We start from the raw sequence: 24,073 nt of genomic DNA, 5'->3' as shown, positions 1-24,073 counted from the left end.
GAGGCTATCGCGGTCGCGTCCAACGTCCGCTCATGCACGGGTCGTGGAACTCCCACGATTGGTCACCGTCCCAGACCTCGCCGCGGATCATCAGCCAATTGGCGTCCCAGTTGGCCTGCTCCGACCTCGACTGGCCGCGAGCGAACTGGTAGCCGGTCACAGCCAGGTCGACGTAGTGGCCGTTCAGGGATTCGAGTCTCAAGTGGTCGATGTTAGGTCAGAACGAGCGTCGCTGGGTCGTCGATTGCGACGCACTCATTTGCCGCTGCCGGTGAATCGCGACCATGCCGGGTGAGCGGGCGAGGCGCCGGGGCACGGACGCGTCGAATTGCGTCAGGAGAGGGCGACGACCACTTTGCCGAGGGCGCGTCCCTCGCCGACGTGAGCAAGCGCTGCGGGAACCTCTTCGAGCGTGAAGGTGCGGTGGATGTGGATCCTTATGTCCCCGGTGGCGCAGAGGGCGGCCAGCGGCTCGAAATGGGCCGGACCCTCCTTGACGGCGAGGATCCCGATTGCGCGCCTGGTGAGCCGCCCCACCAGCCAGCCGGCGGTGAGCACGCGTAGCAGCGTCGGCACCGACCCGCCCACGCACCGATAGGTGCCGCCGGGTGCCAGCGCACGCCGGTAGGCGAACACCGACCGGTGCGCGACCAGGTCGAGGATCAGGTCGTACGGCTGGGTGGTCCGGGTGAAGTCGTCGCGGTGGTAGTCGATCACGTCGTCCGCGCCGACCGCCCGCATGAAGTCCAGCTTGGCGGCGTTGTCGACCCCGGTGACGTGGGCACCGAGCCGCTTGGCGAGCTGGATCGCGAAGGATCCTGACCCTCCGCCGGCGCCGTTGATCAGCACCCGGCGACCCGGCGCGGCCCTAACCGTGCCCTGCAGGGCGATCGCGCCCGCCTGCGGGATGGTCGACGCCTCAGCGAACGTGAGCTGGGCCGGCTTGTGGGCGAGCGCGGACTCCGGCGCGAGCGCGTACTCCGCGAAGCCACCCTTCAGCCCGAGGTTATCGCCGTACACCTCGTCTCCGGGTCGGAACCGAGTCACTCCTTCACCGACGTCGTCGACCAGGCCGGCGATGTCCGATCCGAGCGTACGGCGAGCCGGGGAACGCAGCCCGCCGATCCGTGCGTACGCGGGCGAGCCGCGCAGGCACTCCCAGTCGCTGAGGTTGACCGAGGTCGCGGCGATCTTCACCCGCACCTGGCCAGCGATGGGCGAGGGTACCGGGACGTCCTCGACCCGCAGCACGTCGGGGGACCCGTACCGGTCGTAGACGACCGCCTTCACGCCTGCCCCGCGGCCCACCTGGTCATGGCGGCAACGTAGCAAGCCCGGACGCTCGACCGACACGACCTGTCGCCCGGATCTCGGATTCCAGCCAGTGACGGAGCCCCGGATCACCTACCGTTCTCCGCAGACCATTGTCGCCCCACACGTCCTGGGGAGTTTCGCTCGATGTGGCAGGGCCAAGGCTCCTGCCGAGGCGTGGAACGCGGAGGTCTTCACGAGAACTGGTTTCGGGGTGCAGAGTGGTGAGCACGCGCCAGCTGAGGACAGGTACCCCAGGAGAGCCCGATGAGTATCGAGCTGAACCACACGATCGTGCACGTGAAGGACCGATGGGCTGCTGCTCGCGATGTCGGCGAGGTACTCGGTCTGCCGGAGGCAGGAGCGTACGGCCCGTTCGCCGAGCTGAAGTTGGACAACGGGGCCAGCCTGGACTTCATGGACACCGAGGGCGAGATCCACGGCCAGCACTACGCCTTCCTTGTCAGTGAGGAGGAGTTCGACCTCATCCTCGGTCGCTTGCGGGACGACGGCCGCCAGTGGTGGGCCGACCCCTTCAAGCGCCAACCGCAAGAAATCAATCACGGCGACGGTGGCCGCGGCCTCTACTGGGAAGGCCCCGACGGGCACTGGCTGGAGATCATCACCCGTCCGTACGGCGGCAACGGCTGATCCCGAGCCGCCGCGTACCCCTCGGCCAACCACACGGATACCGCGGCACGGCCTGGATCACCTGCGACATTCCGTCCGATGCGCCCCCCGCGGTTAGCCGGATCTGCCACGGACAATAGGGCGACGGGGGATGCCAGGCGCGTAGCGTTCGGTGCATGAGGAGTGCGGGTACGCGTCTGTTGTTGGGGCGGCTTGCCGTGATAGGCCCGATCGCTTTCACCATCGCGTGGATAGTTGGCGCTGTAGTGCAGGACGAATACAGCCTCCGGCGGGAGGACATCAGCGCGCTAGCGGCTTTCGACGCCCAGAACGCATGGATCATGGTCACGGGTTTTCTGCTGCTCGGCGTCGGGATCGTCGCGCTGGCGGCCGGACTTGCAGGAGCGTTGAACGGCAGGCCCGCGACGGTCGGCTCGATCCTCGTTGCCGTCGCCGGCGTCGGCATCATCGTCGCCGGCCTGGCCCGCAACGATTGCAGCAGCCAGCTAGAGGCGTGCGCCGACCGCGTCGACGCCGGCGAAGTGTCTTGGCATCACGTCACCCACGACCTGGTCAGCCTCGTGGTGTTCCTCGCCCTTGTGTCCGCAGCACTGGTGTTCGCCCGTGCCTTCCGCGGCGACCAGTCGTGGCGCGACCTGCGTGCCTACTCCCTCATCACCGGGGTACTGGGTCTCGTGTTGCTGGTTCTGTTCATCACCGGTGTCGCCGGCTCGTGGAACGGACTGCTGCAGCGGGTGTTCGTGACGGTGCTGTTCCTCTGGATCGCAGTTCTCGGCGCCCGCCTGATCCGACTCTCCCGGACCCAGTCAGCCGAGCCCGCAACCTGATCCCCCGAAGAAGCGCGATGTCGGCCCGGTCCGCTGCCGACTGCTGGCTCACTGAAGTAGTGTCATGCCCGTTCAGCAGGCCGTGGCATGTCAAGGGGGAGGGCGGGATGCCCAGCCCGCGGTGCCTTGAACCGCGTGACCGGAGGAGTCGATGCTGGGATGACGGCAGGGCGACCGATGCCCACACAGGACGACGTGCTCGGGTACTTCGACACGCTGTCGAACTGGGGACGGTGGGGCGACGACGACGAGCTCGGCACTCTGAACCACATCACCGACGACGTCCGGCTGGCAGCGGCGCGGGCCGTGCGCCACGGCAGGAGTGTGTCGTGCGGATGGGAGGTCGCCGTACCGGAAGAAATGGAGCGGTCGACGACGGCGTGCCCGTGCGCCGCCGACATGCCGGGTGCCGAGAACATGCCGGCGCCCTTCCACAACGACCGGCGCTGGGGCTTTTCGAACGAGCGGCTCGGCATCTTCTTCCACGGCAACACGATCACCCACATCGACTCGCCGTGCCACCTCTTCTGGGACGGCAAGATGTACAACGGGCGGTCGCACACGTTGGTCGACGCCGCGACCGGATCGGCATGGGCGGCCGTCACGGCGGCGGCGAACGGGATCCTCACGCGGGGCGTCCTGCTGGACATTGCGAGGGTCCGCGACGTGCCGTGGCTGGAACCGGGTGAGGGTGTGTTCCCCGAGGATCTCGAGGAGGCCGAGCGTCGCCAGGGTGTGCAGGTGCGATCCGGCGATGCGGTACTGCTGCGGACCGGCTATGGCCGCGCTCGGCATGAGGCTGGTGTGGCCGGCGGTTTCACGCAGGCCGGCTGGCATGCGTCCTGCCTGCCGTGGCTGCATGAACGAGGAGTCGCGCTGATCGGCGCTGACACCCCCCAGGACCTTCAGCCGTCGGGGTACGACGACGTGTTGATGCCGGTTCACGCCGTGAGCCTCGTCGCGATGGGTCTATGGCTGCTCGACAACTGTGACCTGGAGGTGTGCGCGACGACAGCCGCCGAGCTCGGCCAGTGGGACTTCCAGCTCGCAGTCGCGCCGGTCCGCTTCGCCGGTACGTCCGGCAGCCCGGTCAACCCGATCGCCACCTTCTGACCGTGGCCCTGGCACCCGAGCGCACCACGTAGAGGGTCGCGGTCCACCAACGCGGCCTCTTGCACGACCGAGTCGACTGTCAGCGCCAGAGCTCAGAGAGCTGCTCGGCGAGGGCTTGGCCTTGGGCGTAGCCTCCTCGTGCGGCTTGCGGGCGCGTCGACGGATCCATCGCCTTGGCGTCGAACACGTCACCCGCGCCGCCATCCGGAAAGACGGTCTCGACCCTGCTGCCGCCTGCGCGCAGTTCGTCGACTTGGGTTGCGAGATCCATGCCCCACTCCAGCGGCATCCGCGACCTGCCGCCGAATGGTGACAGCACGAGCACCCGCCCGTATCCAGCCGCGAGGTCGGCGTTCTCACTACGTCGATAGCCGCCGTTGATGTATCGGTTCTCGCCGATGCGATAGGGAGGGACGGCACCGAAGCCGTTGCTGGTGCTGGCGGCGACGGCGTCGATCAGATCGATCCCGCTGTGGCGGTCGAACACGACTGGTTCGCCGGTATGCGCATCGACAGCCGCGATGATCACAAGCTGCTGCGGCCAGTGCCGGCTGGGAAGCCGAGCCGCGACGATGTCGCGCCAGCGCGTCTGGGTGGAGCCGTCGGAAGTGTCCATTTCGAGCGCGGAGGCGCCCATCCTGCGGCGCATGTCGGAGGCATCCTCGGCAGAAGCGATGATTCCGTTCGACCACTCCAGGTAGTTCAGCGCCGACAGATTCGGAGCACGTCCCCGGTCCGATCCAGCGTGTGGCTGAGGCACCTCGGAGAGGATGGCGGCATAGAGTTCGGCCGGCCGTGTCCCGCTGGTGATCTGGGCAGCCACCGTCGATCCTGCCGACGTACCGATGATGAGATCGGCCGAGGTGACATCGACACCGGCATCGGACAGGCCCGCGATGAGACCGAGCTCCCACGCATTGCCTGCCGCTCCGCCGCCGGCGAGAACCAAGGCTCGCTTGTCCGAGTTGCCCGCCCGTCTTGTGGCGTCGACCTGCTGGTCGGGCATGGGCCAATTCCCCTGCAGTGGCGTCCGCGTCACCACGATGCCATCGGACGTGGTCGTCGTACTGCGCTGAGTCGAAGAGGGTGTTGTGTTCATGGAAGTCGCCTTTCGCCGGTTGCCTGGCGGGCGCTCCCAACTGCGACTACCGCAGTCGCGCGATCGTGCCTCGCAGGGGAGCACCCATTACGGGTACTGCGTACATGGGTCCCACCTCCTGCCGTTCGAGCACGATCACCGGGATGATCGCGGCGCGGCGGGCAATCGACATCAAGCCGGTTGCCACGTGTCTGTCGAAGGCTACACCGCGCGAGGGGAGCATGTCGGCTAGAACCTGGGAAGGGCGGGGAGATACCGAAACCCGGCAGCCTCAGCGATCATCAAGGGGAGGGTTGTGATCAGGACCGGCGTTCGGCAACTCAATGGCGCCGGAATGGAGGAATCATGACGGACCCCGCGGACCGGATCGACTTCGCCAATCTCCCCGCGCCAGACGAGGGCATCGTGATGACGTTGTTCATCACGGTCCGCAAGGTCGCGCGGTCCCGGGACTTCTACTCGCGGGTCCTCGGCGGCACCGTCGTCCTGGAGGAGAATCCGTGCATGGTCAAGCTGGCCAACTCGTGGATCATCATGAACCCCGGCGGACCGCCCACCCCCGACAAGCCAGGTATCTCGGTGGTCGACTACGAGCCCGGCGATACGACCTCGATCTTCCTCAACCTGCGGGTCGCAGATATCCAGGCCCGCTACGAGGAGTGGAAGGCCAAGGGCGCAGAGTTTGTCACGCCACCGATCGACCGCGGAGCAGAGATCCGCTGCTACATGCGGGACCCGGACGGATACCTGATCGAGGTCGGTCAGTCCACTGGACTACTGCACGGCGAGCTCGCCGCAAAACGACCCGAGGATCTCCCGGGCTGACCTGGTCTCACCCCACACGGCGTCGTACGGCGATCCTCCTCAGCGGCCGCGGACGGTGAGTTTCTCGTCTCGGCTGGCGTGAAGTTCTGCGCTGTGGGGTCTGGCTTGGGGATATCGAAAGGCGCCCGGTGAGGTCGTGAGGCAGCCCGCGGAGCCTAGATGTTGCGGCGGGCAATGACTCGGGAGAGGCCGAGCGTTCGGCCGCCGTCGGTGCGAAGCATCTGCGCTTCTTCTCGTCCCGGCGTACCACTGTCGTGGTCGCAAGCGTCGTTCCACTGCAACCAGTCTCGCCACCCGTCGGGTAGCCGATCAGCGACCTCGACGGTGACCAGGCCGGTCTTCTCCCAGTGCCGCTGCCACCAGGCGGGGCTGTGCCAGGCGCAGAAGTCCCATTCCCAGTAGGGCTCTAGGTGTGGTGGGGGAAGCGTCTCGTGCTCCTCGGCGAGGCCGGGTTGGACGATGCCGATCTGGCCGCCGCGTTTCACGAAGCGTGAGTAGTAGCCGAGATAGAGGTCGTCGGTGCCGAAGTAGTGGTACGCGCCGATGCTGATGAGCGCGTCGAAGAAGTCCTCGGCGAAGGGCAGGGCATGGGCTTCGGCATGAATCGGGTGAACTTGGTCGTCTACGTGTGCCTCGGCCGCGCGACGCAGGTTCTCGTCGGGCTTGACCCACAGGTCGGTCGCCCACACTTTGACACCGAACTCCCTGGCCAGGAAGATCGAGCTCAGAGCGCTGCCACATCCCATGTCGAGTATCCGCATGCCGGACTCGAGTTGCATGAGATTAGTCAAGGCCTCCGCCTGCCACACAGGGTTCGGCCCCATCCCACCGTCGACCATCCACCGAGCCGAGTACCCAGCAGACCGCGGGTAGCGTTCGTTCCTCAGCAGCACGTCAAGTTCACCATCATCCACGCGACCGAAGTGTGGGAGAGCACCCGCAACTAGGCAACCGGTTATTGACGCCCCGCCCTGGATCTCGACGACGCACCCGCATGCCAACAGCCACCACCAAACGCGGCATGTCCGCAGAACGATTGGGCCGATCCCCCTACTGGACGCCCTGCGTGTCAAGACTGGTCTTATTCGTCGGGCTGAGCGGTACAGGGGCGCCAGAGCCACGATCGTCCTGTGGACGGGCGGAAGTCCAAAGGGACGACTATGTTGTGTCTCGTGGCGGTGTCAGACGACTCACAGGAGGCGACGAGTTCTCACATGGGCAGTCCTGGGGATCCGAGCGAGGCGTGGCTAGAACTCGCTCCGGACTACGAGCGGGCCCGAACCAGGGAGGACTCGTTGGATCGGCTTGTCGAGTGGCCTGCGCAGCGAGACCTTCTGGGTGATGTCACCGGACGGTCGGTGCTCGATGTCGGTTGCGGCAACGGTGGCAAGCTCGCGGAGCTGGTTGGAGACGGTGCGACCGCCTCCGTAGGTGTCGATGTCAGTGGCAACTTCCTTAGTGCCCAGCCGCCTGGCTTGGAGTTCATCCGAGGCGATCTCTCCGAGCTGGATTCGGTGCCCGGGCTTGCCGGTCGCACGTTCGACCGGATCTTGTTCCTGCAGTCTTTCGGCTACGCGAAGGATCCGGTCCGCACCCTGCAGGCAGCGCGCGCGATGCTGGCCGACGATGGATTCATCCTGCTGACCAAGACGCAACCGATCCGATATGCCGTCGAACGGGCCGAACAGAATGAGACCTCCTTGGGCGAAGAGTATTTCTCCACCGCCCCGTTCTCCTACCTCAGCGGCTGGAACCACCAGATCACCCTCACCAAGCGGCCCTACACCATCTCTGACCTGATCAACGTGTTCAGTGCGGCAGGGCTGTGGATCGAGACCGCGATCGAGCCTCAACTATCCGAGGACGCCCGACGCCGCTACCCCCACAAGCAGGCGTGGATGAACAAGTACCTCGGCATCCTGATCTTCAAGCTCCGGCCCCATCCCGGCCAGTAGCCGCGTTCTGAGCGTTGGCTACGGCTACTGATGTGCCGGCCGGTCTGCGCGGCTCGGTCCAGGTGCGGCGTTGATCGCCCACGGCTGCCGCCCGAGCTGACAGCGGCATGACCCAGTGGCCACAGTGGCTCGCCGGGACGGGTGCCGTCACAATCGGTCGTCACGACCCGGTTGGCCAGGCCAACCGGGTCGTGGGACGGCCTAGGAGCTCGCCACGACCGCTCTGGTCCGCGATCGACCCGAGCTCGCGGCAGTGTTGGCCCCACGCCGCGAGGCTTGTGACGCAGAGCGCGAGCAGCGCGCGACTCAGCCTCGCAACGACGCGATCGCCCGGGCAGCTAGTCGCTCGGCGTGCTCGGGGCGCGCGATCCAGCCGATCCAGCCCTCGTCCATCTTGGGGGTGGACCCGCTGCGCGCCGACTCCCGGTAGTCGAGGCACGCCAGCCAGAGCGGTCGCATGGCCAGTACGCCGGGCAGCCGCTCGAGCTCGTCGCCGGTGAGCTGGATGTGCTCGCGATACCCGCGCGCGACCGCGTCGATGCCCTCCCCGTCGCCTTCCCCCGCGGTCGTCAGCAACCAGGCGAGGGCGGGCAGGCGGGGCCCGCGTCCGGACCCTGCCCAGCCGACGATGGCGAGGTCGCCCGGGCTGCCGACGGCCGCCCATGCGTGGTAGTTCCCGTGGGTGAACGCCTCGGGCAGGCCCTCCGCGTCGTCGGCGTGCTCGACCTTGTCACGGAGCCACTCGAACATCTCGCGACCCTCGGGAGCGACAGCGTCCTCGACGCTCACCAGAAAGCTCATCGCCGCCGCGAGATCCTGCTTCGGTCGCCCCGCGAAGAAGGCGCCGTCGTGCTCCTCCGACCCTCCGTCCCGCGCGACCGCACCACCGGCCGCAGGCAGTTTGTGCAGGCGGCCGAGCAGGCTCGCCAGCTCGTGGAGCACGGCCGGCGACTGGGTCGGACGTCCGCCCTCGACGTACTCGGTCACGATCACGCCGCTCCCTTCGAGCACCGACACCGGATCGTCATGCGCGGGCCGCTCGGCAGGGAAGTCCTGTAAGGCCAGGAACCGCAGGATCTCCGCATCGCCCTCGACGCGGCCGACCGTGTCCGCTGCCGACGAGAAGACTCGAGCGATCCAGGGCGAGCCGTCCTCTCGCTTGACGACCAGCGTCCAGGGGTAGTGGCCGACCCAGGACCCGCTTGGCCGCGTCTCGGGGTCGTCGTCGATGGGCGCGATCGAGGTGATGCGAATGCCGTATCGCGTCTCGAGGTGCGCCCTCAGTTCCGCGAACTCGACAGGGCGCGTGCGCGCAAACGGCGACGTGCGGCCCTTCTCCAGGGCGGCGCGAGCCTCGGTGTACCGCAATCCGGTCGCTTGTGCCCGCTGACGTACTGCGCGCTTGAAACTGCCCTCTTTGGTCATGACAAGCCTCCTCGACGTGCCCCATTCCCCCAGCGAAGCGGCACTCGAAACAGGCCTGGACGGCAGCAGCCTTGAGGGCAGAATCCCCTTCGCCTTCTCGAGGCCCGGCTGGGGCAGGTCCTCAGGAGGCTGGGCGTCGGCCACGCCGTGCATCGATCCTGCCGGGGCCGGGCGGCCGTGTCAACGCAACGGAGGTGCAACGGCGACCGACTGCGCCCCCGCAACGCGGCGCCTGGCTGCCGTCGCAAAGTACGGGCTGCCCGGGCCTACGTGCAGGAGCCGTTGGGGTCCACGTGGGTCAACTGGCCGACACCCTCGCCTGCCCGAAACGGGGCAGATCCGGACGTGCCGAGTTACTCGTGGGCGTGCCGGCTGGGGTGCATTGCAAAGTCCGGGCTCGCGGGCGGATGACGAGGGTTGGGTCAGCCTGGGGTGAGGAGGCAGAACTCGTTGCCTTCCGGGTCGGCGAGGACCTTCCACGGGATATCGCTCTGGCCTAGGTCGATGGCCGTGGCGCCGAGAGTCCGTAGTCTGGCCGCCTCGGCCTCCAGGTCGTCACCTGGGTAGGGGCGGAGGTCGAGATGGACTCGATTCCACACGGTCTTTACGTCGGGTGTGCGGAGGAACTGCAGGTATGGGCCGACGCCCTTGGCAGAGCGCAGTACTGCGTTGTGGTCGGTCACCTTGTGCAGGGTCCAGTCCATGGCGTTGCCCCAGAAGCGGGCCATAGCTCGCGGATCCGCGCAGTCGACCACGACCGTGGCGATCGGTCCGGTGTCTCGGATCGGGTCGTGCCAGTCCAGCACGCAGAACTCGTTGCCCTCCGGGTCGGCCATGACCGTCCATGGGACGTCGCCCTGGCCCACGTCGGCGGGTGTTGCGCCGAGATCCTTCAAGCGCGCCACCAGCTCCGCCTGATGGGCCGCCGAGGTGGTGGCGAGGTCGACGTGCACGCGATTCTTTACCGTCTTGGGTTCCGGGGAGGCGACAAGGTCGAGACAGACGGCGACGGGGTCGGGGTAGACGAAGCCCTCGGGTTCGAGGTTGGTCACGCCGGGTCCCTCGCTGGAGACCCCCCAGCCGAGCGCCTCCGCCCAGAAACCGCCCAGCGCAGAATCGTCCCGAGCCTTCATGTTGATTTGAACAAGCCGCGTCGCCATGCCGACGATGCTAGCGACAGTCCGGCATCAAGCTCAGCCGTACTGATCTCGACATGAGCGTGCGTTGCCCGGTGCGCCGAGCGGGGCTGATGCGTTGGTAGGTTGCGCGCCATGGGTGAGCTTGGAGCCGTTGGCTGGCCGCCGGCGCCGATCAGGACCGCGCGGCTGGTGCTCCGGGAGCCTGAGGCGCGGGACCGTGCGGCGGTTATCGAACTGTTCGTTTCGCCGGAAGTGGGCACCTATATCGGTGGCGCTCGAGCGCGTGATGAGCTCGAGCGCGCGGTGCCTGAGGTGCCCGGGCGGCGGCCTGGTCTTTTCGTGGTCGATCTCGACGGAGCGATGATCGGCATGGTCACGCTCGATCGGCGCGATGCAGAGCGTCCGGGGGACGTCCGTCCGGATGCCGGGGAGGTTGCGCTCGGCTACATGTTCCTGCCGGAGGCGTGGGGATGCGGGTACGCCGGTGAAGCGTGCGCGGCCGCACTCGACTGGTTTGCCGGTGCGCTTCCCAGTGAGCCGGTGGTGCTGTACACCCAGACCGCTAACGAGCGTTCGATGCGCCTCGCGGCGAAGCTGGGGTTCACCGAGGTGGAGCGGTTCGAGAAGTACGGCGCTGAGCAGTGGTTCGGCGTATGGTCCTCAGTTACGCCAGCCGGTTGAGCTCATGCTCGAGCCGGCGGCGGATCCACGGGGCGTGAGAAATTTCTGCTGGCGGCCTGTCGGATCCGGGGTGGGTCGTTCGTTGCAGGGGTGAGAGGCGGCCGGAGGTGGCCGCCGGGACAAGGGGTGATCAGATGGCGCGGTACCTGATCTCGTTCGAGAACGGTTCGATGGACCACATCCGCGAGGAGGACGTCCCCGAGGTGGGCAAGGCCGCTCACGCGGTGGTCCAGGAGGCCAAGGACGCCGGCGTGTTCATCTTCGCCGGCGGGCTGGACTACAGCGACATGAAGCCCGCCGTGGTGGGCATGGACGGCGTGGTCACCGACGGCCCGTACCCGGAGAGCAAGGAACTCATCGGCGGCTTCGCGATCGTCGACGTACCGGCCCGGGAGGCGGCGCTGGAGTGGGCCGCGAAGTTCGCGGTCGCCTGCCGCTGTGCGCAGGATGTTCGCGAGTTGATGTACGACCCGGAGATCTGATCCGCGGAGACGCGTTGACGGAGTACGCACGGCCCCGCCGACTTCAGGCATCACGAGATGGCAACTCAGGAAGGTAGGAACATGCGAGCTCTCCTCACATCGGGCGGGATCACGAACAGCAGCATCCACGACGCACTGGTCGACCTGCTGGGCAAACCGATCGCTGAGTCCAACGCCCTCTTCATCCCCACCGCCATCTACCCCTTCCCGGGCGGGCCTGGCATGGCGTGGCGGGCGATGTCCGGCAAGGGGCCATCGCCGCTGGCTGAATTGGGTTGGAAGTCGTTGGGGCTCCTCGAGTTGTCGGTGCTGCCGAGCATCGAGGAGGCTGCCTGGGTGCCAACGGTCCGGGACGCCGACGCGCTGCTGGTATGGGGCGGCGACCCCTTGTTTCTCGCCAACTGGATGCGGCGCTCCGGTCTGACCGATCTCCTGCCCACGCTGCGCTCCGAGGCGGTCTACGTGGGGGTGAGCGCCGGGAGCATCGCTGCTGCCTCCACCTTCGTCGAGACCTTCACCGAACCGCCTCGCGGGACTGATGGACCGTTGAAGTCGGAGGACATCGTCTTCGCTACGCCCCAGGGTGACGTCGACAGAATCCTGGTCACGGGACAGGGAGCGGGACTCGTCGACTTCGCGGTGATCCCGCACCTGGAGCACGAGCATCATCTCGACGCTTCCTTGGCCAACGCGGAGAAGTGGGCGGCCCGGATTCCGGCGCCGACATACGCGATCGACGACCAGACCGCCATCAAGGTGGTCGACGGCGCCGTCGAGGTCGTCTCCGAGGGCCAATGGAAACTGTTCCAGCCCTGAGGCGACCGAACGAGCAGCACATCACGACCGCAGGTCAACCAGGCCGGTCTCCCATCGGGAGACCGGCCTCTTGCGTGCCCCGAGTGAGTCCGCAGCTGTCAGAGGCACAACCGGCTACTTATGTACCTTGACGGTTACGTACACCAGTGGATACATTCAAGGCGTGGAAGCTGTTTTGCGGGCGTTGGCTGATGACGGGCGACGGACCTTGGTAGAGGCCTTGGCCTCGGGGCCGGCTACCGCGGGGGAGTTGGCGGCGCTCCTGCCGATTGCCCGGCCTGGGGTTTCGCGGCATCTGCGGGTGTTGCGCGAGGCCGGGCTGGTGGACAGTCGGCGGGAGGCGCAGCGGCGGGTCTACAGCTTGCGGTCCGAGCCGTTGGCCGAGCTCGACGAATGGCTGGGGCGTTATCGCAGTCTCTGGGAGCAGCGGCTGGACGCCCTCCACACCGAGATCGCCAGGGGTAAGCGAAGGGAGTAACAGATGACGAGCAATGCAGGTCCGGGCAGTCGCGTTCTGGGCCGCCTGGGAGTGGCCGACGGTACGGGCGTCCTACGCGTCGAGGACCGCTACGACACCGACATCGACGACCTGTGGTCGTCCATCACCGACCCCGAGCGACTGGCCCGGTGGTACGGCAAGGTCGAAGGTGACCTGCGCCCCGGTGGGGCCTTCACCCTCTACCTCGAGTCCGCCGACCTGAACAGCATCGGGCACGTCGACACCTGCGAACCACCGCAGCGACTCCGGATCACCACCCGGGAGTCGGACGAGTCCGCGCGACGAGGCAACGGCCCACCACCCTTCGAGCAAACCGTCGAAGCCACCCTCACCGCCGCCGGTGCACAGACCGTCCTGACCATCGAGATCCGCGGCCTGCCCCTCGACAAGATCGAGTACTTCGGCGCCGGCTGGCAGATCCACGCCGAGAATCTCGCCGCCTACATCGCCCACCAGGAGTCCGCCGAGACCGAGTCCCGCTGGTCCGAACTCGTCACCACCTACCGAGAGTTGGCCTCTGGCATCCGCTGAACCGACGAGGGCGGTGGTTGTCAGATTCATCCTGGCGGGGTGACGTTGCCGTGCGTTCTGGCGGACACCATGGGAGCGGTGCCGTGGGTGCGCACCTCGGCTGCGAGTGAGCGGCCGGGTTGGACGAGAACAAGGCAGGAACTGGGTGCCCGAGTCGAGGGGCGCCAGGTTGATCAAGGCAAGGAGTGCACCATGACCGCCTTTACGGTGTGGAAGTTCGATGGGCCGGATGGAGCCGCGCACGCCGCCGATGTCCTCAAGGGCTGCGAGCGGGACGGACTGGTGAAGATCCTCGACCACGCGATCGTCTCGTGGCCGAAAGAGGATTCGCACCCGACCACCAAGCAAGCGCACGAAGAGACGTGGCGCGGGACCGGGTGGGGAGCGTTCTGGGGAGTCCTCCTCGGCGCCCTCTTCTTCGTGCCCGTGATCGGTGGCGTTGCCGGGGCCGCGATCGGCGCGATCAGCAAAATGACCCAGGACACCGGCATCACCAAGGACCAACTCCAGAAGATCCGCACCGAGGTGACCCCAGGGACCTCTGCCCTCTTCGCGGTCACCGAGAACGGCGATCTCGACCGAGTGGGCGAACGATTCCACGGTATGCACAGCAAGCTCATCGACACGAACCTCACCGATGCCGAGCGTCAGGAGCTGTTGGAGACCTTCGGCGGCAAGTGACGCCGGGGTCCCCCGAGGGGTACGGCGCGGCCAGAGGAAGTCGGCGCCTAAGGTCTACGGCGTGACCGAGCTGGTAGACCTTCCCTGGCCGCCGACGCCGATCCGGACAGCGCGGTTGCTGCTGCGCGAGACCGAGGCCCGCGACCGTCCCGGCTTCATCGACCTGTTCGCGTCGAACGACGTACGGCGCTATCTCGGCGGAGCGCGGACACGGTCGGAACTCGAGGCGGCTGTCCCTGAAGTGCCGGGCAGGTACGTCGGGACCTTCGCCGTCCAAACCGAGGACAGCTTCATCGGCGCCGTCACCATCAACCGGCGCGACCCCACCGGGCCCGGGCACGTCCGGGCGGACGGTGGGGAAGTGGAGGTCGGCTACACGTTCCTCCCTCAGTTCTGGGGTCGCGGCTATGCGACTGAGGCGGTAGGCGCTGCACTGGAGTGGGTGACGGAGGTTCTGCCCGGCGAGCCCGTCGTGCTCTGTACCCAGTCCGCCAACGAACCCTCGGTTCGGCTGGCCGAGCGCCTGGGCTTTGCCGAAGTCGAGCGCTTCAAGGAGTTCGACGCAGAACAGTGGTTCGGCGTCTGGACGAAGACCGCCCAAGCTAGACGACCGGGTCCGTCCGCACGTGTCGTCAATCGGTGAGGGTGTTGAAGAGCATGATCAGGCCGAGGATCAGGGCGATGAAGGACAAGATCCAACCGATCACGGCGGGCGCCGTGCCGCGGCGGTGTCGGTCCGGGCGGCGGGCCGTAAGTCATGGGCACTCCACGCTGGCAGAACGGCTTCGTAGCGTCCCATGGTTACCAGGCACACCGGGTCAACCGGCTCAGCTGACGGCCTTCTTGACGAGGGTGGTGAGTTGCTTCTCGGTGGCGGGGGTGAGCTTGGTGAGGGCGTAGGCGGTAGGCCACATGGTGCCGTCGTCGAGGTGGGCGGAGTCGTTGAAGCCGAGGGTGGCGTAGCGGGTGCCGAACTTGTCGGCCGGCTGGAAGAAGCAGACGACCTTGCCGGCTTTGGCGTAGGCGGGCTGGCCGTACCACAGCTTCGGGCTGAGTTCGGGGGCGTTGGCCTTGACGATGGCGTGGATGCGTTCGGCGATCGCGCGGTCCGCATCGCTCATCTCGGCGATCTTCTCCAGTACGGCGGTCTCGTCGTCCGCCTTGCTGCGGGCGGCCTTGAGTTCCTTGGCGCGCTCCTTCATCGCATCCCGCTCGTCGGCGGTGAAGCCGTCGTACGACTTCTGCTTCGAGGTCGTGGTGGTCTTCCGCGTGGCAGCCATTGGAGGGTCCTATCTGTGAGCTCCGGTGTGAACAATCCCCACGCTACGGACCCGCCACTGCTCCCGCTTCTTGAAAACTGATCGATTGGATCCGCGTCAGATTGGTGAGGCCAGCTGGGCTAGGTTGAGGTGGTGTCGAGCTTCGGAGCGTTCCCGGCGGAGCTGGAGACCGAACGGCTGCGGCTGCGCAGGTGGCGCCCAGCGGACGCGGAGGAGTATCGCGGGCTCTGGGCCGAGCGGGATCCGCGTGCGCTGCGCCGGATCGACGCGGACGGACGCCCGACGGTCGAGGAGATCCGCGGCTGGCTGGCGGACAACCCGTTGGCGGCCGAGCCCGGGCTGGGGCTGCTTCCGATCGAGCGGCGGGACAACGGCGAGTTCATCGGGTACTGCGGACTGATCGTCGGCCGCGCATCGTTCGACGAACCGGAGATCGCGTACGAGCTCGCCCAACGTGCGCACGGTCACGGGTTCGCCACCGAAGCCGCCCGGGCCGTCGTCGAGGCGGCGGCGAACACGGGACGCCAACGGCTCTGGGCGACCGTGCGGGACTGGAACGCGGCGTCGTTCCGCGTGCTGGAGAAGGTCGACTTCTACCGCAGCGATCGTGTCACCCCGGATCCCGAGCGCGGCGACACGATCTGAATGACGCGCGTACTCGATCAGGTGTAGAGCGACGACCTCAGCCGTTGGCGTAGTGGCCTTTTCGCCGAACGTCCTCGTAGCATTCCAGCCTCCTCGCAGTGGTTGTACGAGACTAGGCGCGTGAACCGACAGGATGATCTCGTCGCCGAAGGTGAGCCCGAGAAGGAGTTCAACCCCGGGATCGCGGCCCGCCTCCCGCGCAAGACCGTCGCCGGAGGCGCCCTGATCCGCGATCACGCCGGCCGCATCCTCTTCCTCGAACCCACCTACAAGCCGACCCTCGACATCCCCGGCGGCATCGCCGAGTACGACGAATCGCCGTACGACGCCTGTCGTCGCGAGGTGAAGGAGGAGATCGGCCTCGACCGCGAGATCGGCGCCCTCCTCGTCGTCGACTGGGTCCCCGTCCTGGGTCCCTGGACCGACGCCCTCGCGTTCATCTTCGACGGCGGCATCCTCGACGGCGACGAGCTCACCCTCGACCCCACCGAGGTCCGCACCGCGCAGTTCCTCACCCTCACCGAGGCAACCCCGCACCTCCGCCCCTCCATGACCCGCCGCCTGGCCCTGGCCCAACAAGCCCTGACCACCGGGCATCCGTCGTACGCCGACTTCGGCCGCGACTCGTGATCCCACACGCCCCCAAGTAGGGTGGCCGTCGGTCAGATAGTAGCCATGTACTTAGTAGCCATGTACAGTATTTGGTGTGAGTAAGACGAGTGAGTCGACGCCGGGGCATTTGGTGTGGCGGTTGTCCATGAAGTGGCGGGTGGCGGTTGATCGGGCGCTCGCGCCGGTTGGGTTGACGCACGCGCAGTACGTGATGCTGGCGTCCCTGTATGGGATGGAGCGGGCCGGGCAGGTGCCGAGTCAGCGGGAGTTGGCCGACCACACCGGGCTCGAGGCGCTGTATGTCTCCAAGCTGGCTCGCAGTCTCGACGCCGACGGCCTGATCCAGCGCACCCGCGACACCGCCGACACCCGCACGATGCGCCTCGAGCTGACCGACAAGGGGCGCGAGACCATCCAGGCCGCCATCGCGGAAGTCGCCGCACTGCTCGACAAGCTCCTGGCGCCGCTCGGTGGTCGCCGCGGCGCGCGCACGAAGAGCTTCGTCGCGGATCTCACCGAGCTGCTCGACACCGAACTCTGAAAGGGACGACCATGCCCGATAGCGAAGTACTCGACTCGACCATCCACTACGACGACACCGGCAGCGGCACGCCGATCGTCTTCCTGCACGGGAATCCCGCCTCGTCCCACATCTGGCGCAACGTTCTGCCGTACGTCGGCAGCGGGCGACTGCTCACCCCCGACCTCATCGGCATGGGCCGCTCCGGCAAGCCCGCGCTCGACTACACCTTCGCCGATCACGCGCGCTACCTGGACGCGTGGTTCGACGCGCTCGGTCTCGATCGGGTCATCCTGGTCGGCCACGACTGGGGTGGCGCGCTCGCCTTCGACTGGGCGTCGCGGCATCCGGAACGCGTCCTGGGGATCGCCTTCCTGGAAAGCATCGTCAAGCCGATGGCCTGGGAGGACGTGACGCCGCAGGCCCGGGAGCGATCCCAGCTGATCCGTACGCCCGGAGCCGGTGAGGATCTCGTTCTCGAGCAGAACCTCTTCGTCCGCCAAGCCTTCACCGGCGGCGTCCTCACGCCAGTCGGCGACGCGGATCTGCAGACGTACCTGGCGCCGTACCCGACACCCGAGTCCCGCCGGCCGATCCTCGCCTGGGCTCGCCAGTTGCCGCTCGGCGGCGAACCGGCCGAACTCATCACGCGCATCAACCGGTACGACGACTGGCTCGGCCGCAGCTCCGACGTACCCAAGCTGCTGATCACCTTCGAGGGCTCACCGACGTTGCTGATCGGCAAGGAGTTGGCCGAGTGGTGCGCCACGAACGTTGCCGCGCTCGAGATCGTCCATGGTGGCGAGGCCGGTCACCATGCGCCGGAGGACCGTCCCAAGGAGATCGGCATCGAGATCTCCGCCTGGGCGGACAGGCACGCTCTGCGCTGAGGAGCTGACAACCCCGCGGCAAGCCGACGCCGGGTCACCCCCAGGTGGTGGGGTGACCCGGCGGCCGGGGCTAAGGGAGCTCCGGGGGGAGGAGCTGAAGGGGACCCCTAACCAATAGGAAAGTTTCCGAACAATAGGTCGCATCACACCACCGGCACCGCTCGGTGTCAACACTCGAGCAGCACGAAGCCCTCGCGCAGCAGCTGCTCCGCGAGGGCTTCGCTTGTGTCCTAGGCGGTGGCGAGCACCGTGGGACGGTAGAGGGTCTGACCCGACGTCTCGTCGACGACGGCGACCCGGACGGATTCCGGCGTGGAGTCGTGATGCGGTACGGCGAACACGGCGGTCGCCGAGCGGCCGTCGTACCTGGCGGTGTAGCTGACGAACCGCCAGTCCTCGTCGTCCCAGTAGTCGCGGATATCGGACCGCAGCAACCCGTCGACCGCGCGATACGCCGGGCTGAGCAGCAGCCGCCGTTGCGTGGCCGCCAGCGGTACGCCGTCAGTCGCCGTACCGGCCAGTGGATGCGAGACCCGCACCCGCAGCCGGCGCAACGGCAGTAGCCAATACCGATCCAGCTCGGCGGACACCATCACGAACACCGCAGCCTCCAGCACCAGCACGGCCGTCGCGGGCCCGGCCGACCACCAGCCGGCGCTAGCGGTAGTCGCCGCCAGGGCAGTTGCTAGTAGCAACAAAGCGCGCCCGATCGCCCGCCGGCCAACGGGTTTGGCCGACGTGCCGATGCAGCCGCAGGACGCCTCGGGGACGACGATCTTGGCGTAGACCAGGTACCCGGTGAAGCCGACGGCAAGCGCAACCGCGGCGATCGCCTCGACGGTCCACGCCGGCGACACCAACAGCGCCGTACCGATCACGGCCTCGGCGACACCGACCAAGCGGTACGCCGGGACCGCGCGTGACTCGCCGACCAAGCGCGGCAACGCCGTACGACGTGCCTGCTCCGCGCCGGTGAACTTGCCGTACGACGACCAGAGCAGGAGTAATCCGATCAGTAGCGGCTGGGCTGCCGCCACCTGCTGTGCGAACATCGCGGCCTCCCGCTCAGTTCGATGTGTAGATCGTCGCGATGTCGATCGCGTTGGTCCCCGGTCGCCAGGCGCCGATCACCTGGGCGTGCCGGCCGACCTTGAGCATCGACAGGTCCGACACCGCGGGGGTTCCGTTGTAGGCGGCCGCGGTGAACCCGGGCTGCACGTACCCGACGACCTTCTCGCCGTGGTGGTCGAGTTGCAGTGCCGAGCGCCCGATCGAGGTGATGCTCACGGTGAGGTTGACGATGTTGATCCAGACCGACTCGGCGGCCAGGGTGCCGTCCGGCATCAGTACGCCGCGCGCGTACAAGCCGTCGCCGATCCGGGCCTGGTCGATCGTGGTCGGCCGGAGCTTCCAGACACTGGTCACGCCGGTCAGCTGGATCCGGTGCAGCCGGCCGTCGGATCCCTTGACCTGCAGGAGATCGGAGTTCCGGCCGGTGATCAGGCCTTCGGCGAAGTTCGGGTCCGGTTGTCCGGGTTCGGGGAACTGCGAGGCCGCGGCGAACGCGGTCTCCGGGGCGAGTGAGCCCATCGCCGTCGCGGCGACCAGGCCCGTGGCACCGAGTGCGGCGCGGGTGAGCAGCGAACGGCGGTCCATCGTGGAAGTCATCTCAGCTCTCCTCTCAGCCGACGTCGATCGCACCGGGGATCAGACCCGCGCTGAGGCTCGCGATCGCGGAGAACGCGGCCGGCGTCAGGTCGAGGATCCGGTTGGAGGAACACGTCCCGCCGCAGCAGGCGCGTTCGCCACAGAACAGGTCGGTCTGCGGACCACAGTCCGCGATCGACGTGACCACCCGTGCGCCGTTGCACCGGTTGGTCGTGGAGTGCCGGAAGCCGCAGGTACGCCGGGACATCCCGGTGACCCCGCAGGTGTCGGGGTGAGTGATGGCGAAGCACGCGTCCGAGGTGTTCGGCCACGCGTGCTGGAAGTTCCCCGAATTACACGTGCCGCACGCACCGTGCCCGGTGCTCGCGCAGGGTCCCCATGCGTTTCCGCAACAGAACCATGAGACTTCGCCGTTGAGTCCGGCCATGACGATTTCCTCCAGGTCTAGGGGCGGTAAGACCTACAGCACGTCTTTGTACTCCGAAGATCAGAAATCTCCCACCCCTCAGCCAATCCAGAAACTTTTTCACCACAACTTCATCCCCCGCAGCCTGCAACGGAGGAGGGCGGGAGGCTGCGAGGGTTGCCCCTCTGGCGGTGGAGTCTGTATGCGGTATACGGTCAGGTGAGCACGCCGATTGTGACCTGGTGCACGGTGGGAATCATCGGATCCGGATAGACTCGGTGCGTTTGTGGAGGGGAGTATTCCTCTCGGGCCACGGCTACCGCCGGCCCGACTACGGCAGTGTCGTCATCACGGGAGGCCCGGGCGGCCGAACCGGTGCTGCCGGCCCGGAGATTCCGGGTGGAAGAGACCTCCGGACCGAGCTGTACGCCGTCGTCCGGAGGTTTATCGTGGTTTCAGCCATGTCCCCTGCCGTGTGGATTCTCACGATCATCGGGCTGCTCGCGATCGTCGCCTTCGACCTGGTCGTGATCGCCCGGCGCAACCGCACGGTGACGATCAAGGACGCGACCCGCTGGGTGCTGTTCTACGTCGGCCTGGCCGGGCTGTTCGCGGTCGGGCTGTTCGTATTCAGTCCGGGGCAGAGCGGCGGTGAGTTCGTCGCCGGGTACATCACCGAGTACAGCCTGAGTGTCGACAACCTCTTCGTGTTCGTGATCATCATGGCCCGGTTCGCCGTACCGAGCCTGGCGCAGGACAAGGTGCTCTACATCGGCATCGTGGTGTCGATGATCCTGCGGGCGATCTTCATCCTGGCCGGCGCGGCGGCGATCTCGGCGGCCAGTTGGGTCTTCTACATCTTCGGCGCGTTCCTGGTCTATACCGCGGTCCGGCTGGCGCTCGAGGGCGAGAACGACGAGGCCGACTTCCAGGAGAACGTCGCCCTGCGCGCGCTGCGCCGGATCCTGCCGCTGTCGCACGACTACGACGGCCCCAAGCTGACCACCCGGATCGACGGCCGCCGGCTGGTGACGCCGCTGGTGATCGTGATCGCGGCGATCGGGATGGCGAACGTGATCTTCGCGCTCGACTCGATCCCGGCGATCTTCGGGCTCACCCAGGACGCCTACATCGTGCTGACCGCGAACGCCTTCGCCCTGATGGGCCTGCGCCAGCTGTACTTCCTGATCGGTGGCCTGCTGGAGCGGATCATCTACCTGAACGTCGGCCTCTCGGTGATCCTCGCGTTCATCGGCGTGAAGCTGATCATCGAGGCGCTGCACGGCTCACACATCGACGACCTCGGCGCGATCCACCTGCCGCACATCGGCATCCTGACGTCGCTCGGCTTCATCGTCGGCACCCTCTTCGTCACCACGATCGCCAGCCTGATCAAATCGTCGTACGACCGCCGCCAGGTCGAGGTCAAGGTCCGCATCGACGACTGAACCCGGCCCGGCGTGGGCGGGTCACACCGGGTCGGTCTGCTTCTCCGGGGTACGGCGTACCTCGCGCAACCGGAGGTAGAGCGCCGGGATCGGAGTCAGGATCAGACCCGATGCGAGCAGTGCGGTGCGGAGCGACGTACGGCCGGCCAGAGCACCCAGTGGCGGACCGCCGACGACCTGGCCGATGGCGTTCGCCTGGGACACCATCGAGATCACGGTCGCGCGGGACCGGGAGTCGACGTGCCGGTTGAGCCAGGCGGACTCGATCGGGTAGGCAAGGGTGCCGGCGATCGTGTTGAGCCACATCGCACCCAGGGCCAGCCAGAGGTGACCGAGCAGCGCGAACGCGATCACTCCGACCACCTGCAAACTGGCGAGCAGCGCGAGTACGCCGTTCGGATGGGTGGCGCTCATGCGGTCCGGCGACAGCCGGTTCAGCGCGACCGAGCTGACCAAGGACAGCAGCGTGCCGATCAGGGCCAGGACTGTGAACCAGAACGCCGGATCCGACGTGCCGAACACGGTCGGGAACTCGAAATTCAGGATCTTCACCGACCACAGCCGGTCGAACGCCTCGCTGGACAGGCCTGAGATCAGGCTGATCACCACCAGCGTCCGTACGACGGGACGCCGCCGGGCGACCGCGAGTCCGTGCTTGAACGTCTCGGCCATCTGCCGGAAGGTCTCGCGTTCCTCGGGCGGCGTCCGGTGGAAGTTCTGCTCCCGCATGAAGACAGCCAGGGTCAGGGCGAGCAGGATCATCCCGACGCCGGACAGCGTCATCGGGAGCGGCAGGTTGATCAGGCCGAGCGCGCCGGCCGCGACCGTGCCGGCGATCTGCGCGGCCAGGCTGATCTGCTGGCTGCGGACGAACACCGTCGCGGCGCGCTCGGTCCCGATCTCGTCTGTGATCCAGGCCTGGTCGGCGCCGGAGGTGAAGGTGTAGCCGATGCCCCAGAGCACCTGGGCGGCGAGGATCGCGAGGAACGCCGGCACCAGCCCCTGCAGCAGGAAGCCGGCGCCGATCAGGGCGACGCCGATGATGACGGACAGCCGGCGGCTGTACAGGTCGGCGACGAGGCCGGTCGGGATCTCGAACAGGAAGCAGGCGAGCTCGAGGGTGGTCCCGACCAGGACCATCTGCAGTGGGTCCAGACCGGCGTCGCGGACGTAGTACACCATGCTGAGCGTGAAGGTCAGCGCGGAGAGGAACGCCCAGGCGCCGTTGTAGGCGACATAGGTCCGCGCCGGGTCGGCGGACCGGTAGGCAGGCAGAGACATCGTGGGTTGCTCCCGAAAGCGTGCGTGGCCTGACGAAGCGCGACCCTGGGGTGGGTCAAACGCTTGACGTTACGCACGACGGCGACTCACCGGCGATGCTGCGGTCGAGCTGCGGAGGTGCGCTTTCAGAAGCGGGTTTGCATGGCGTTCAGCGTAGGCGAAGACCCGGCGCGTCCGCCTCCGAATTACGCGACCACTGCTGGTGATCAGGAGTACCATCGGTAGTGCCTGGCCCGGCCGTTCCCCCGTGATGGTCGGGTCAGGTTTTCGCCTGATTGCGTAAGTAGATTCTTACGCGTAAGGTCTGGCTTACGGGTCGATGGGGGCGGCATGACGATCGAGGTGGGCGCCGTACTGACCGCGGTGGCGGACGGGTCGCGGCGGCGGATCGTGGCGCGGCTGGCCCAGGGCCCGGCGACGACCGGGCAACTGGCCGAACTGTTCCCGATCAGCCGGCCCGCCGTCTCGCAGCACCTGAAGATCCTGCAGACCGCCGAGGTCGTGCGGACCACCCTGGTCGGCCGGCATCGCTGGCACGAACTCAATCCCGACGCACTCCACGCGCTGGCGCACTGGGCCATCGACGTGGCCGCCCGTCACGAGAAGGCGCCGCCACTGCGCCGTACCCCTGGAGAAGGACGATGAGCCAGCCTGTCAGCTACGTCGAGCTCAACAGCCCCGACCTCGAGACGACCAATGTGTTCCTCAGCGAGGTCTTCGGCTGGCAGTTCCAGCCGTTCGCGGCGCCGGACTACCTGGTCGCACCACACGGTACGGCGCCTGGCGTCGATACCGGCCTGATGCCGTCCCGCGACGGTCAGCCGCGCACCATCCCCGTGATCCGCGTCGAAGACCTGGACGCCGCCCTGAAACTCGTCACCACCCACGGCGGCACCATCGCGGTCGAGCCCTTCACCATCCCCGACGTCGGCCGAGGCTCCTACATCCTCGACCCCACCGGCCTCCTGATCGGCCTCCACGCCTACGCCGCCTAGAACCACGTGCTGCGCACGGAGGCCGGGTCTGGGAGTTTGTGGTCGCGCGGGTGCATCGGGTGCCGGAGTTGGTGTCCGGTTATTGTCGGGCCGCGCGGAGCCCGCTCAGCGACGAGGAGCTTGCGGCGCTCGAGCCCCTGCAGGTGGTGTTCAGGGTGCTGATGGTGATGGCGGAGCTGTGGACCGGGCAGCGGAGCGGTCGCTTCGACGTGCCGGCGATCGACCGGCAGCTCGGGAAGATCAGGTCTTGACATAGACCGGTTCCGCCCGGTTGACTGCAACATAGTTCACAA

Annotated in this window: 31 protein-coding genes; 20 read left to right on the top strand and 11 right to left on the bottom strand. The window is 67.3% G+C overall.

Features of this window, described 5'->3' with window-relative positions:
* Positions 1–4 precede the first annotated feature (4 nt).
* Together OG876_RS42530 and OG876_RS42525 are read right to left on the bottom strand one after the other, a co-directional pair.
* Complete coding sequence (locus tag OG876_RS42530; protein WP_328522421.1) at positions 5–202, bottom strand: WapI family immunity protein; 198 nt, start codon at positions 200–202, stop codon at positions 5–7.
* Positions 203–333: 131 nt separating this feature from the next.
* Positions 334–1,290, bottom strand: coding sequence for an NAD(P)-dependent alcohol dehydrogenase (locus tag OG876_RS42525; RefSeq protein ID WP_328522420.1), 957 nt, complete (start codon positions 1,288–1,290; stop codon positions 334–336).
* A 288-nt stretch (positions 1,291–1,578) separates the two neighbouring features.
* On the opposite strand from OG876_RS42525, the gene OG876_RS42520 reads away from it, so the two are divergent.
* The 3 genes from OG876_RS42520 (at position 1,579) to OG876_RS42510 (ending at position 3,902) form a co-directional block, all read left to right on the top strand.
* The gene (locus OG876_RS42520; protein ID WP_328522419.1) at positions 1,579–1,962 is read left to right on the top strand and encodes a VOC family protein; all 384 of its coding nucleotides are present in this window, start codon (positions 1,579–1,581) and stop codon (positions 1,960–1,962) included.
* 155 nt (positions 1,963–2,117) lie between these two features.
* Positions 2,118–2,789 (top strand): DUF998 domain-containing protein, encoded by a 672-nt coding sequence (locus OG876_RS42515; protein ID WP_328522418.1) that lies wholly within the window; start codon positions 2,118–2,120, stop codon positions 2,787–2,789.
* Positions 2,790–2,948: 159 nt separating this feature from the next.
* Positions 2,949–3,902: a cyclase family protein gene (locus OG876_RS42510; protein ID WP_328522417.1), complete on the top strand. Its 954-nt coding sequence runs from the start codon at positions 2,949–2,951 to the stop codon at positions 3,900–3,902.
* Positions 3,903–3,981: 79 nt separating this feature from the next.
* Here the strand turns inward: OG876_RS42510 and OG876_RS42505 are convergent, their stop codons facing one another.
* Positions 3,982–4,908 (bottom strand): patatin-like phospholipase family protein, encoded by a 927-nt coding sequence (locus OG876_RS42505; protein WP_328522416.1) that lies wholly within the window; start codon positions 4,906–4,908, stop codon positions 3,982–3,984.
* Positions 4,909–5,346: 438 nt separating this feature from the next.
* Here OG876_RS42505 and OG876_RS42500 point away from each other — a divergent pair, with 438 nt between their 5' ends.
* On the top strand, positions 5,347–5,826 hold the full coding sequence (locus tag OG876_RS42500) for a VOC family protein (RefSeq protein WP_328522415.1): 480 nt from the start codon (positions 5,347–5,349) through the stop codon (positions 5,824–5,826).
* Between the two features lie 155 nt (positions 5,827–5,981).
* On the opposite strand, the gene OG876_RS42495 is transcribed toward OG876_RS42500, so the two are convergent.
* Entirely contained in the window at positions 5,982–6,719 is a 738-nt protein-coding gene (locus tag OG876_RS42495) for an SAM-dependent methyltransferase (RefSeq protein ID WP_442914208.1), read from the bottom strand.
* Positions 6,720–7,121: 402 nt separating this feature from the next.
* Between OG876_RS42495 and OG876_RS42490 the strand changes: the two genes are divergently transcribed.
* Positions 7,122–7,781 (top strand): class I SAM-dependent methyltransferase, encoded by a 660-nt coding sequence (locus OG876_RS42490; protein WP_328522413.1) that lies wholly within the window; start codon positions 7,122–7,124, stop codon positions 7,779–7,781.
* Between the two features lie 306 nt (positions 7,782–8,087).
* Here OG876_RS42490 and OG876_RS42485 read toward each other — a convergent pair whose 3' ends face one another.
* Both OG876_RS42485 and OG876_RS42480 read right to left on the bottom strand, forming a co-directional pair.
* Entirely contained in the window at positions 8,088–9,206 is a 1,119-nt protein-coding gene (locus OG876_RS42485) for a phosphotransferase enzyme family protein (protein WP_328522412.1), read from the bottom strand.
* A gap of 422 nt (positions 9,207–9,628) precedes the next feature.
* A complete protein-coding gene (locus OG876_RS42480) occupies positions 9,629–10,366 on the bottom strand; it encodes a VOC family protein (RefSeq protein WP_328522411.1) in 738 nt (245 codons plus the stop codon).
* A gap of 111 nt (positions 10,367–10,477) precedes the next feature.
* On the opposite strand from OG876_RS42480, the gene OG876_RS42475 reads away from it, so the two are divergent.
* The 7 genes from OG876_RS42475 (at position 10,478) to OG876_RS42445 (ending at position 14,678) form a co-directional block, all read left to right on the top strand.
* On the top strand, positions 10,478–11,026 hold the full coding sequence (locus OG876_RS42475; RefSeq protein ID WP_328522410.1) for a GNAT family N-acetyltransferase: 549 nt from the start codon (positions 10,478–10,480) through the stop codon (positions 11,024–11,026).
* Positions 11,027–11,160: 134 nt separating this feature from the next.
* Positions 11,161–11,508, top strand: coding sequence for a YciI family protein (locus tag OG876_RS42470; RefSeq protein WP_328522409.1), 348 nt, complete (start codon positions 11,161–11,163; stop codon positions 11,506–11,508).
* An 81-nt stretch (positions 11,509–11,589) separates the two neighbouring features.
* Positions 11,590–12,324, top strand: a complete 735-nt coding sequence (locus OG876_RS42465; RefSeq protein ID WP_328522408.1) for a Type 1 glutamine amidotransferase-like domain-containing protein — start codon at positions 11,590–11,592, stop codon at positions 12,322–12,324.
* A gap of 163 nt (positions 12,325–12,487) precedes the next feature.
* The gene (locus tag OG876_RS42460; RefSeq protein ID WP_328522407.1) at positions 12,488–12,802 is read left to right on the top strand and encodes an ArsR/SmtB family transcription factor; all 315 of its coding nucleotides are present in this window, start codon (positions 12,488–12,490) and stop codon (positions 12,800–12,802) included.
* 3 nt (positions 12,803–12,805) lie between these two features.
* Entirely contained in the window at positions 12,806–13,354 is a 549-nt protein-coding gene (locus OG876_RS42455) for an SRPBCC domain-containing protein (RefSeq protein ID WP_328522406.1), read from the top strand.
* 192 nt (positions 13,355–13,546) lie between these two features.
* The gene (locus OG876_RS42450) at positions 13,547–14,035 is read left to right on the top strand and encodes a DUF1269 domain-containing protein (protein WP_328522405.1); all 489 of its coding nucleotides are present in this window, start codon (positions 13,547–13,549) and stop codon (positions 14,033–14,035) included.
* 61 nt (positions 14,036–14,096) lie between these two features.
* The gene (locus OG876_RS42445; protein ID WP_328522404.1) at positions 14,097–14,678 is read left to right on the top strand and encodes a GNAT family N-acetyltransferase; all 582 of its coding nucleotides are present in this window, start codon (positions 14,097–14,099) and stop codon (positions 14,676–14,678) included.
* Positions 14,679–14,862: 184 nt separating this feature from the next.
* Here OG876_RS42445 and OG876_RS42440 read toward each other — a convergent pair whose 3' ends face one another.
* The gene (locus OG876_RS42440; RefSeq protein ID WP_328522403.1) at positions 14,863–15,315 is read right to left on the bottom strand and encodes an iron chaperone; all 453 of its coding nucleotides are present in this window, start codon (positions 15,313–15,315) and stop codon (positions 14,863–14,865) included.
* A 132-nt stretch (positions 15,316–15,447) separates the two neighbouring features.
* Here OG876_RS42440 and OG876_RS42435 point away from each other — a divergent pair, with 132 nt between their 5' ends.
* The 4 genes from OG876_RS42435 to OG876_RS42420 all read left to right on the top strand — a co-directional run bounded on the left by OG876_RS42435 (position 15,448) and on the right by OG876_RS42420 (position 17,982).
* Positions 15,448–15,960 (top strand): GNAT family N-acetyltransferase, encoded by a 513-nt coding sequence (locus tag OG876_RS42435; protein ID WP_328522402.1) that lies wholly within the window; start codon positions 15,448–15,450, stop codon positions 15,958–15,960.
* A 120-nt stretch (positions 15,961–16,080) separates the two neighbouring features.
* Positions 16,081–16,590, top strand: coding sequence for an NUDIX hydrolase (locus tag OG876_RS42430; RefSeq protein ID WP_328522401.1), 510 nt, complete (start codon positions 16,081–16,083; stop codon positions 16,588–16,590).
* Positions 16,591–16,666: 76 nt separating this feature from the next.
* Positions 16,667–17,113 carry a MarR family winged helix-turn-helix transcriptional regulator gene (locus OG876_RS42425; protein ID WP_328522400.1) on the top strand — a complete coding sequence of 149 codons (447 nt, stop codon included), beginning with the start codon at positions 16,667–16,669 and terminating at the stop codon, positions 17,111–17,113.
* Between the two features lie 11 nt (positions 17,114–17,124).
* Complete coding sequence (locus OG876_RS42420; RefSeq protein ID WP_328522399.1) at positions 17,125–17,982, top strand: haloalkane dehalogenase; 858 nt, start codon at positions 17,125–17,127, stop codon at positions 17,980–17,982.
* A gap of 230 nt (positions 17,983–18,212) precedes the next feature.
* Here the strand turns inward: OG876_RS42420 and OG876_RS42415 are convergent, their stop codons facing one another.
* The 3 genes from OG876_RS42415 to OG876_RS42405 are packed head-to-tail and all read right to left on the bottom strand — an operon-like array spanning position 18,213 to position 19,897.
* Positions 18,213–19,034, bottom strand: a complete 822-nt coding sequence (locus tag OG876_RS42415; protein ID WP_328522398.1) for a MauE/DoxX family redox-associated membrane protein — start codon at positions 19,032–19,034, stop codon at positions 18,213–18,215.
* 13 nt (positions 19,035–19,047) lie between these two features.
* Positions 19,048–19,650: a cell wall protein gene (locus OG876_RS42410; protein ID WP_328522397.1), complete on the bottom strand. Its 603-nt coding sequence runs from the start codon at positions 19,648–19,650 to the stop codon at positions 19,048–19,050.
* A gap of 13 nt (positions 19,651–19,663) precedes the next feature.
* On the bottom strand, positions 19,664–19,897 hold the full coding sequence (locus OG876_RS42405) for a hypothetical protein (RefSeq protein ID WP_328522396.1): 234 nt from the start codon (positions 19,895–19,897) through the stop codon (positions 19,664–19,666).
* Positions 19,898–20,517: 620 nt separating this feature from the next.
* Between OG876_RS42405 and OG876_RS42400 the strand changes: the two genes are divergently transcribed.
* Entirely contained in the window at positions 20,518–21,504 is a 987-nt protein-coding gene (locus OG876_RS42400; protein ID WP_328522395.1) for a TerC/Alx family metal homeostasis membrane protein, read from the top strand.
* Between the two features lie 21 nt (positions 21,505–21,525).
* On the opposite strand, the gene OG876_RS42395 is transcribed toward OG876_RS42400, so the two are convergent.
* Entirely contained in the window at positions 21,526–22,785 is a 1,260-nt protein-coding gene (locus OG876_RS42395) for an MFS transporter (RefSeq protein ID WP_328522394.1), read from the bottom strand.
* A 330-nt stretch (positions 22,786–23,115) separates the two neighbouring features.
* Here OG876_RS42395 and OG876_RS42390 point away from each other — a divergent pair, with 330 nt between their 5' ends.
* From OG876_RS42390 to OG876_RS42380, 3 genes are read left to right on the top strand one after another with little or no spacing between them, the layout of a single operon-like run.
* Positions 23,116–23,430 carry an ArsR/SmtB family transcription factor gene (locus OG876_RS42390; RefSeq protein WP_328522393.1) on the top strand — a complete coding sequence of 105 codons (315 nt, stop codon included), beginning with the start codon at positions 23,116–23,118 and terminating at the stop codon, positions 23,428–23,430.
* Entirely contained in the window at positions 23,427–23,780 is a 354-nt protein-coding gene (locus OG876_RS42385) for a VOC family protein (protein WP_328522392.1), read from the top strand. Before OG876_RS42390 ends, OG876_RS42385 begins: the two co-directional genes overlap by 4 nt.
* A 59-nt stretch (positions 23,781–23,839) precedes the next feature.
* On the top strand, positions 23,840–24,031 hold the full coding sequence (locus OG876_RS42380) for a hypothetical protein (RefSeq protein ID WP_328522391.1): 192 nt from the start codon (positions 23,840–23,842) through the stop codon (positions 24,029–24,031).
* Positions 24,032–24,073 lie beyond the last annotated feature (42 nt).

This window comes from Kribbella sp. NBC_00359, from assembly GCF_036097425.1.
GTDB lineage: Bacteria > Actinomycetota > Actinomycetes > Propionibacteriales > Kribbellaceae > Kribbella.
Note: the sequence above shows the minus strand (reverse complement) of the source record. Positions and strands in the feature narration are given on the sequence as shown.

Coding starts and splice junctions, on each gene's coding strand:
- OG876_RS42415 (WP_328522398.1), bottom strand. CDS start 19,034: ATGTTCGCACAGCAGGTGGCGGCAGCCCAGCCGCTACTGATCGGATTA.
- OG876_RS42405 (WP_328522396.1), bottom strand. CDS start 19,897: ATGTCCCGGCGTACCTGCGGCTTCCGGCACTCCACGACCAACCGGTGC.
- OG876_RS42395 (WP_328522394.1), bottom strand. CDS start 22,785: ATGTCTCTGCCTGCCTACCGGTCCGCCGACCCGGCGCGGACCTATGTC.
- OG876_RS42505 (WP_328522416.1), bottom strand. CDS start 4,908: ATGCCCGACCAGCAGGTCGACGCCACAAGACGGGCGGGCAACTCGGAC.
- OG876_RS42455 (WP_328522406.1), top strand. CDS start 12,806: ATGACGAGCAATGCAGGTCCGGGCAGTCGCGTTCTGGGCCGCCTGGGA.
- OG876_RS42475 (WP_328522410.1), top strand. CDS start 10,478: ATGGGTGAGCTTGGAGCCGTTGGCTGGCCGCCGGCGCCGATCAGGACC.
- OG876_RS42410 (WP_328522397.1), bottom strand. CDS start 19,650: ATGACTTCCACGATGGACCGCCGTTCGCTGCTCACCCGCGCCGCACTC.
- OG876_RS42485 (WP_328522412.1), bottom strand. CDS start 9,206: ATGACCAAAGAGGGCAGTTTCAAGCGCGCAGTACGTCAGCGGGCACAA.
- OG876_RS42515 (WP_328522418.1), top strand. CDS start 2,118: ATGAGGAGTGCGGGTACGCGTCTGTTGTTGGGGCGGCTTGCCGTGATA.
- OG876_RS42510 (WP_328522417.1), top strand. CDS start 2,949: ATGACGGCAGGGCGACCGATGCCCACACAGGACGACGTGCTCGGGTAC.
- OG876_RS42390 (WP_328522393.1), top strand. CDS start 23,116: ATGACGATCGAGGTGGGCGCCGTACTGACCGCGGTGGCGGACGGGTCG.
- OG876_RS42500 (WP_328522415.1), top strand. CDS start 5,347: ATGACGGACCCCGCGGACCGGATCGACTTCGCCAATCTCCCCGCGCCA.
- OG876_RS42385 (WP_328522392.1), top strand. CDS start 23,427: ATGAGCCAGCCTGTCAGCTACGTCGAGCTCAACAGCCCCGACCTCGAG.
- OG876_RS42520 (WP_328522419.1), top strand. CDS start 1,579: ATGAGTATCGAGCTGAACCACACGATCGTGCACGTGAAGGACCGATGG.
- OG876_RS42465 (WP_328522408.1), top strand. CDS start 11,590: ATGCGAGCTCTCCTCACATCGGGCGGGATCACGAACAGCAGCATCCAC.
- OG876_RS42400 (WP_328522395.1), top strand. CDS start 20,518: ATGTCCCCTGCCGTGTGGATTCTCACGATCATCGGGCTGCTCGCGATC.
- OG876_RS42440 (WP_328522403.1), bottom strand. CDS start 15,315: ATGGCTGCCACGCGGAAGACCACCACGACCTCGAAGCAGAAGTCGTAC.
- OG876_RS42420 (WP_328522399.1), top strand. CDS start 17,125: ATGCCCGATAGCGAAGTACTCGACTCGACCATCCACTACGACGACACC.
- OG876_RS42480 (WP_328522411.1), bottom strand. CDS start 10,366: ATGGCGACGCGGCTTGTTCAAATCAACATGAAGGCTCGGGACGATTCT.
- OG876_RS42470 (WP_328522409.1), top strand. CDS start 11,161: ATGGCGCGGTACCTGATCTCGTTCGAGAACGGTTCGATGGACCACATC.
- OG876_RS42450 (WP_328522405.1), top strand. CDS start 13,547: ATGACCGCCTTTACGGTGTGGAAGTTCGATGGGCCGGATGGAGCCGCG.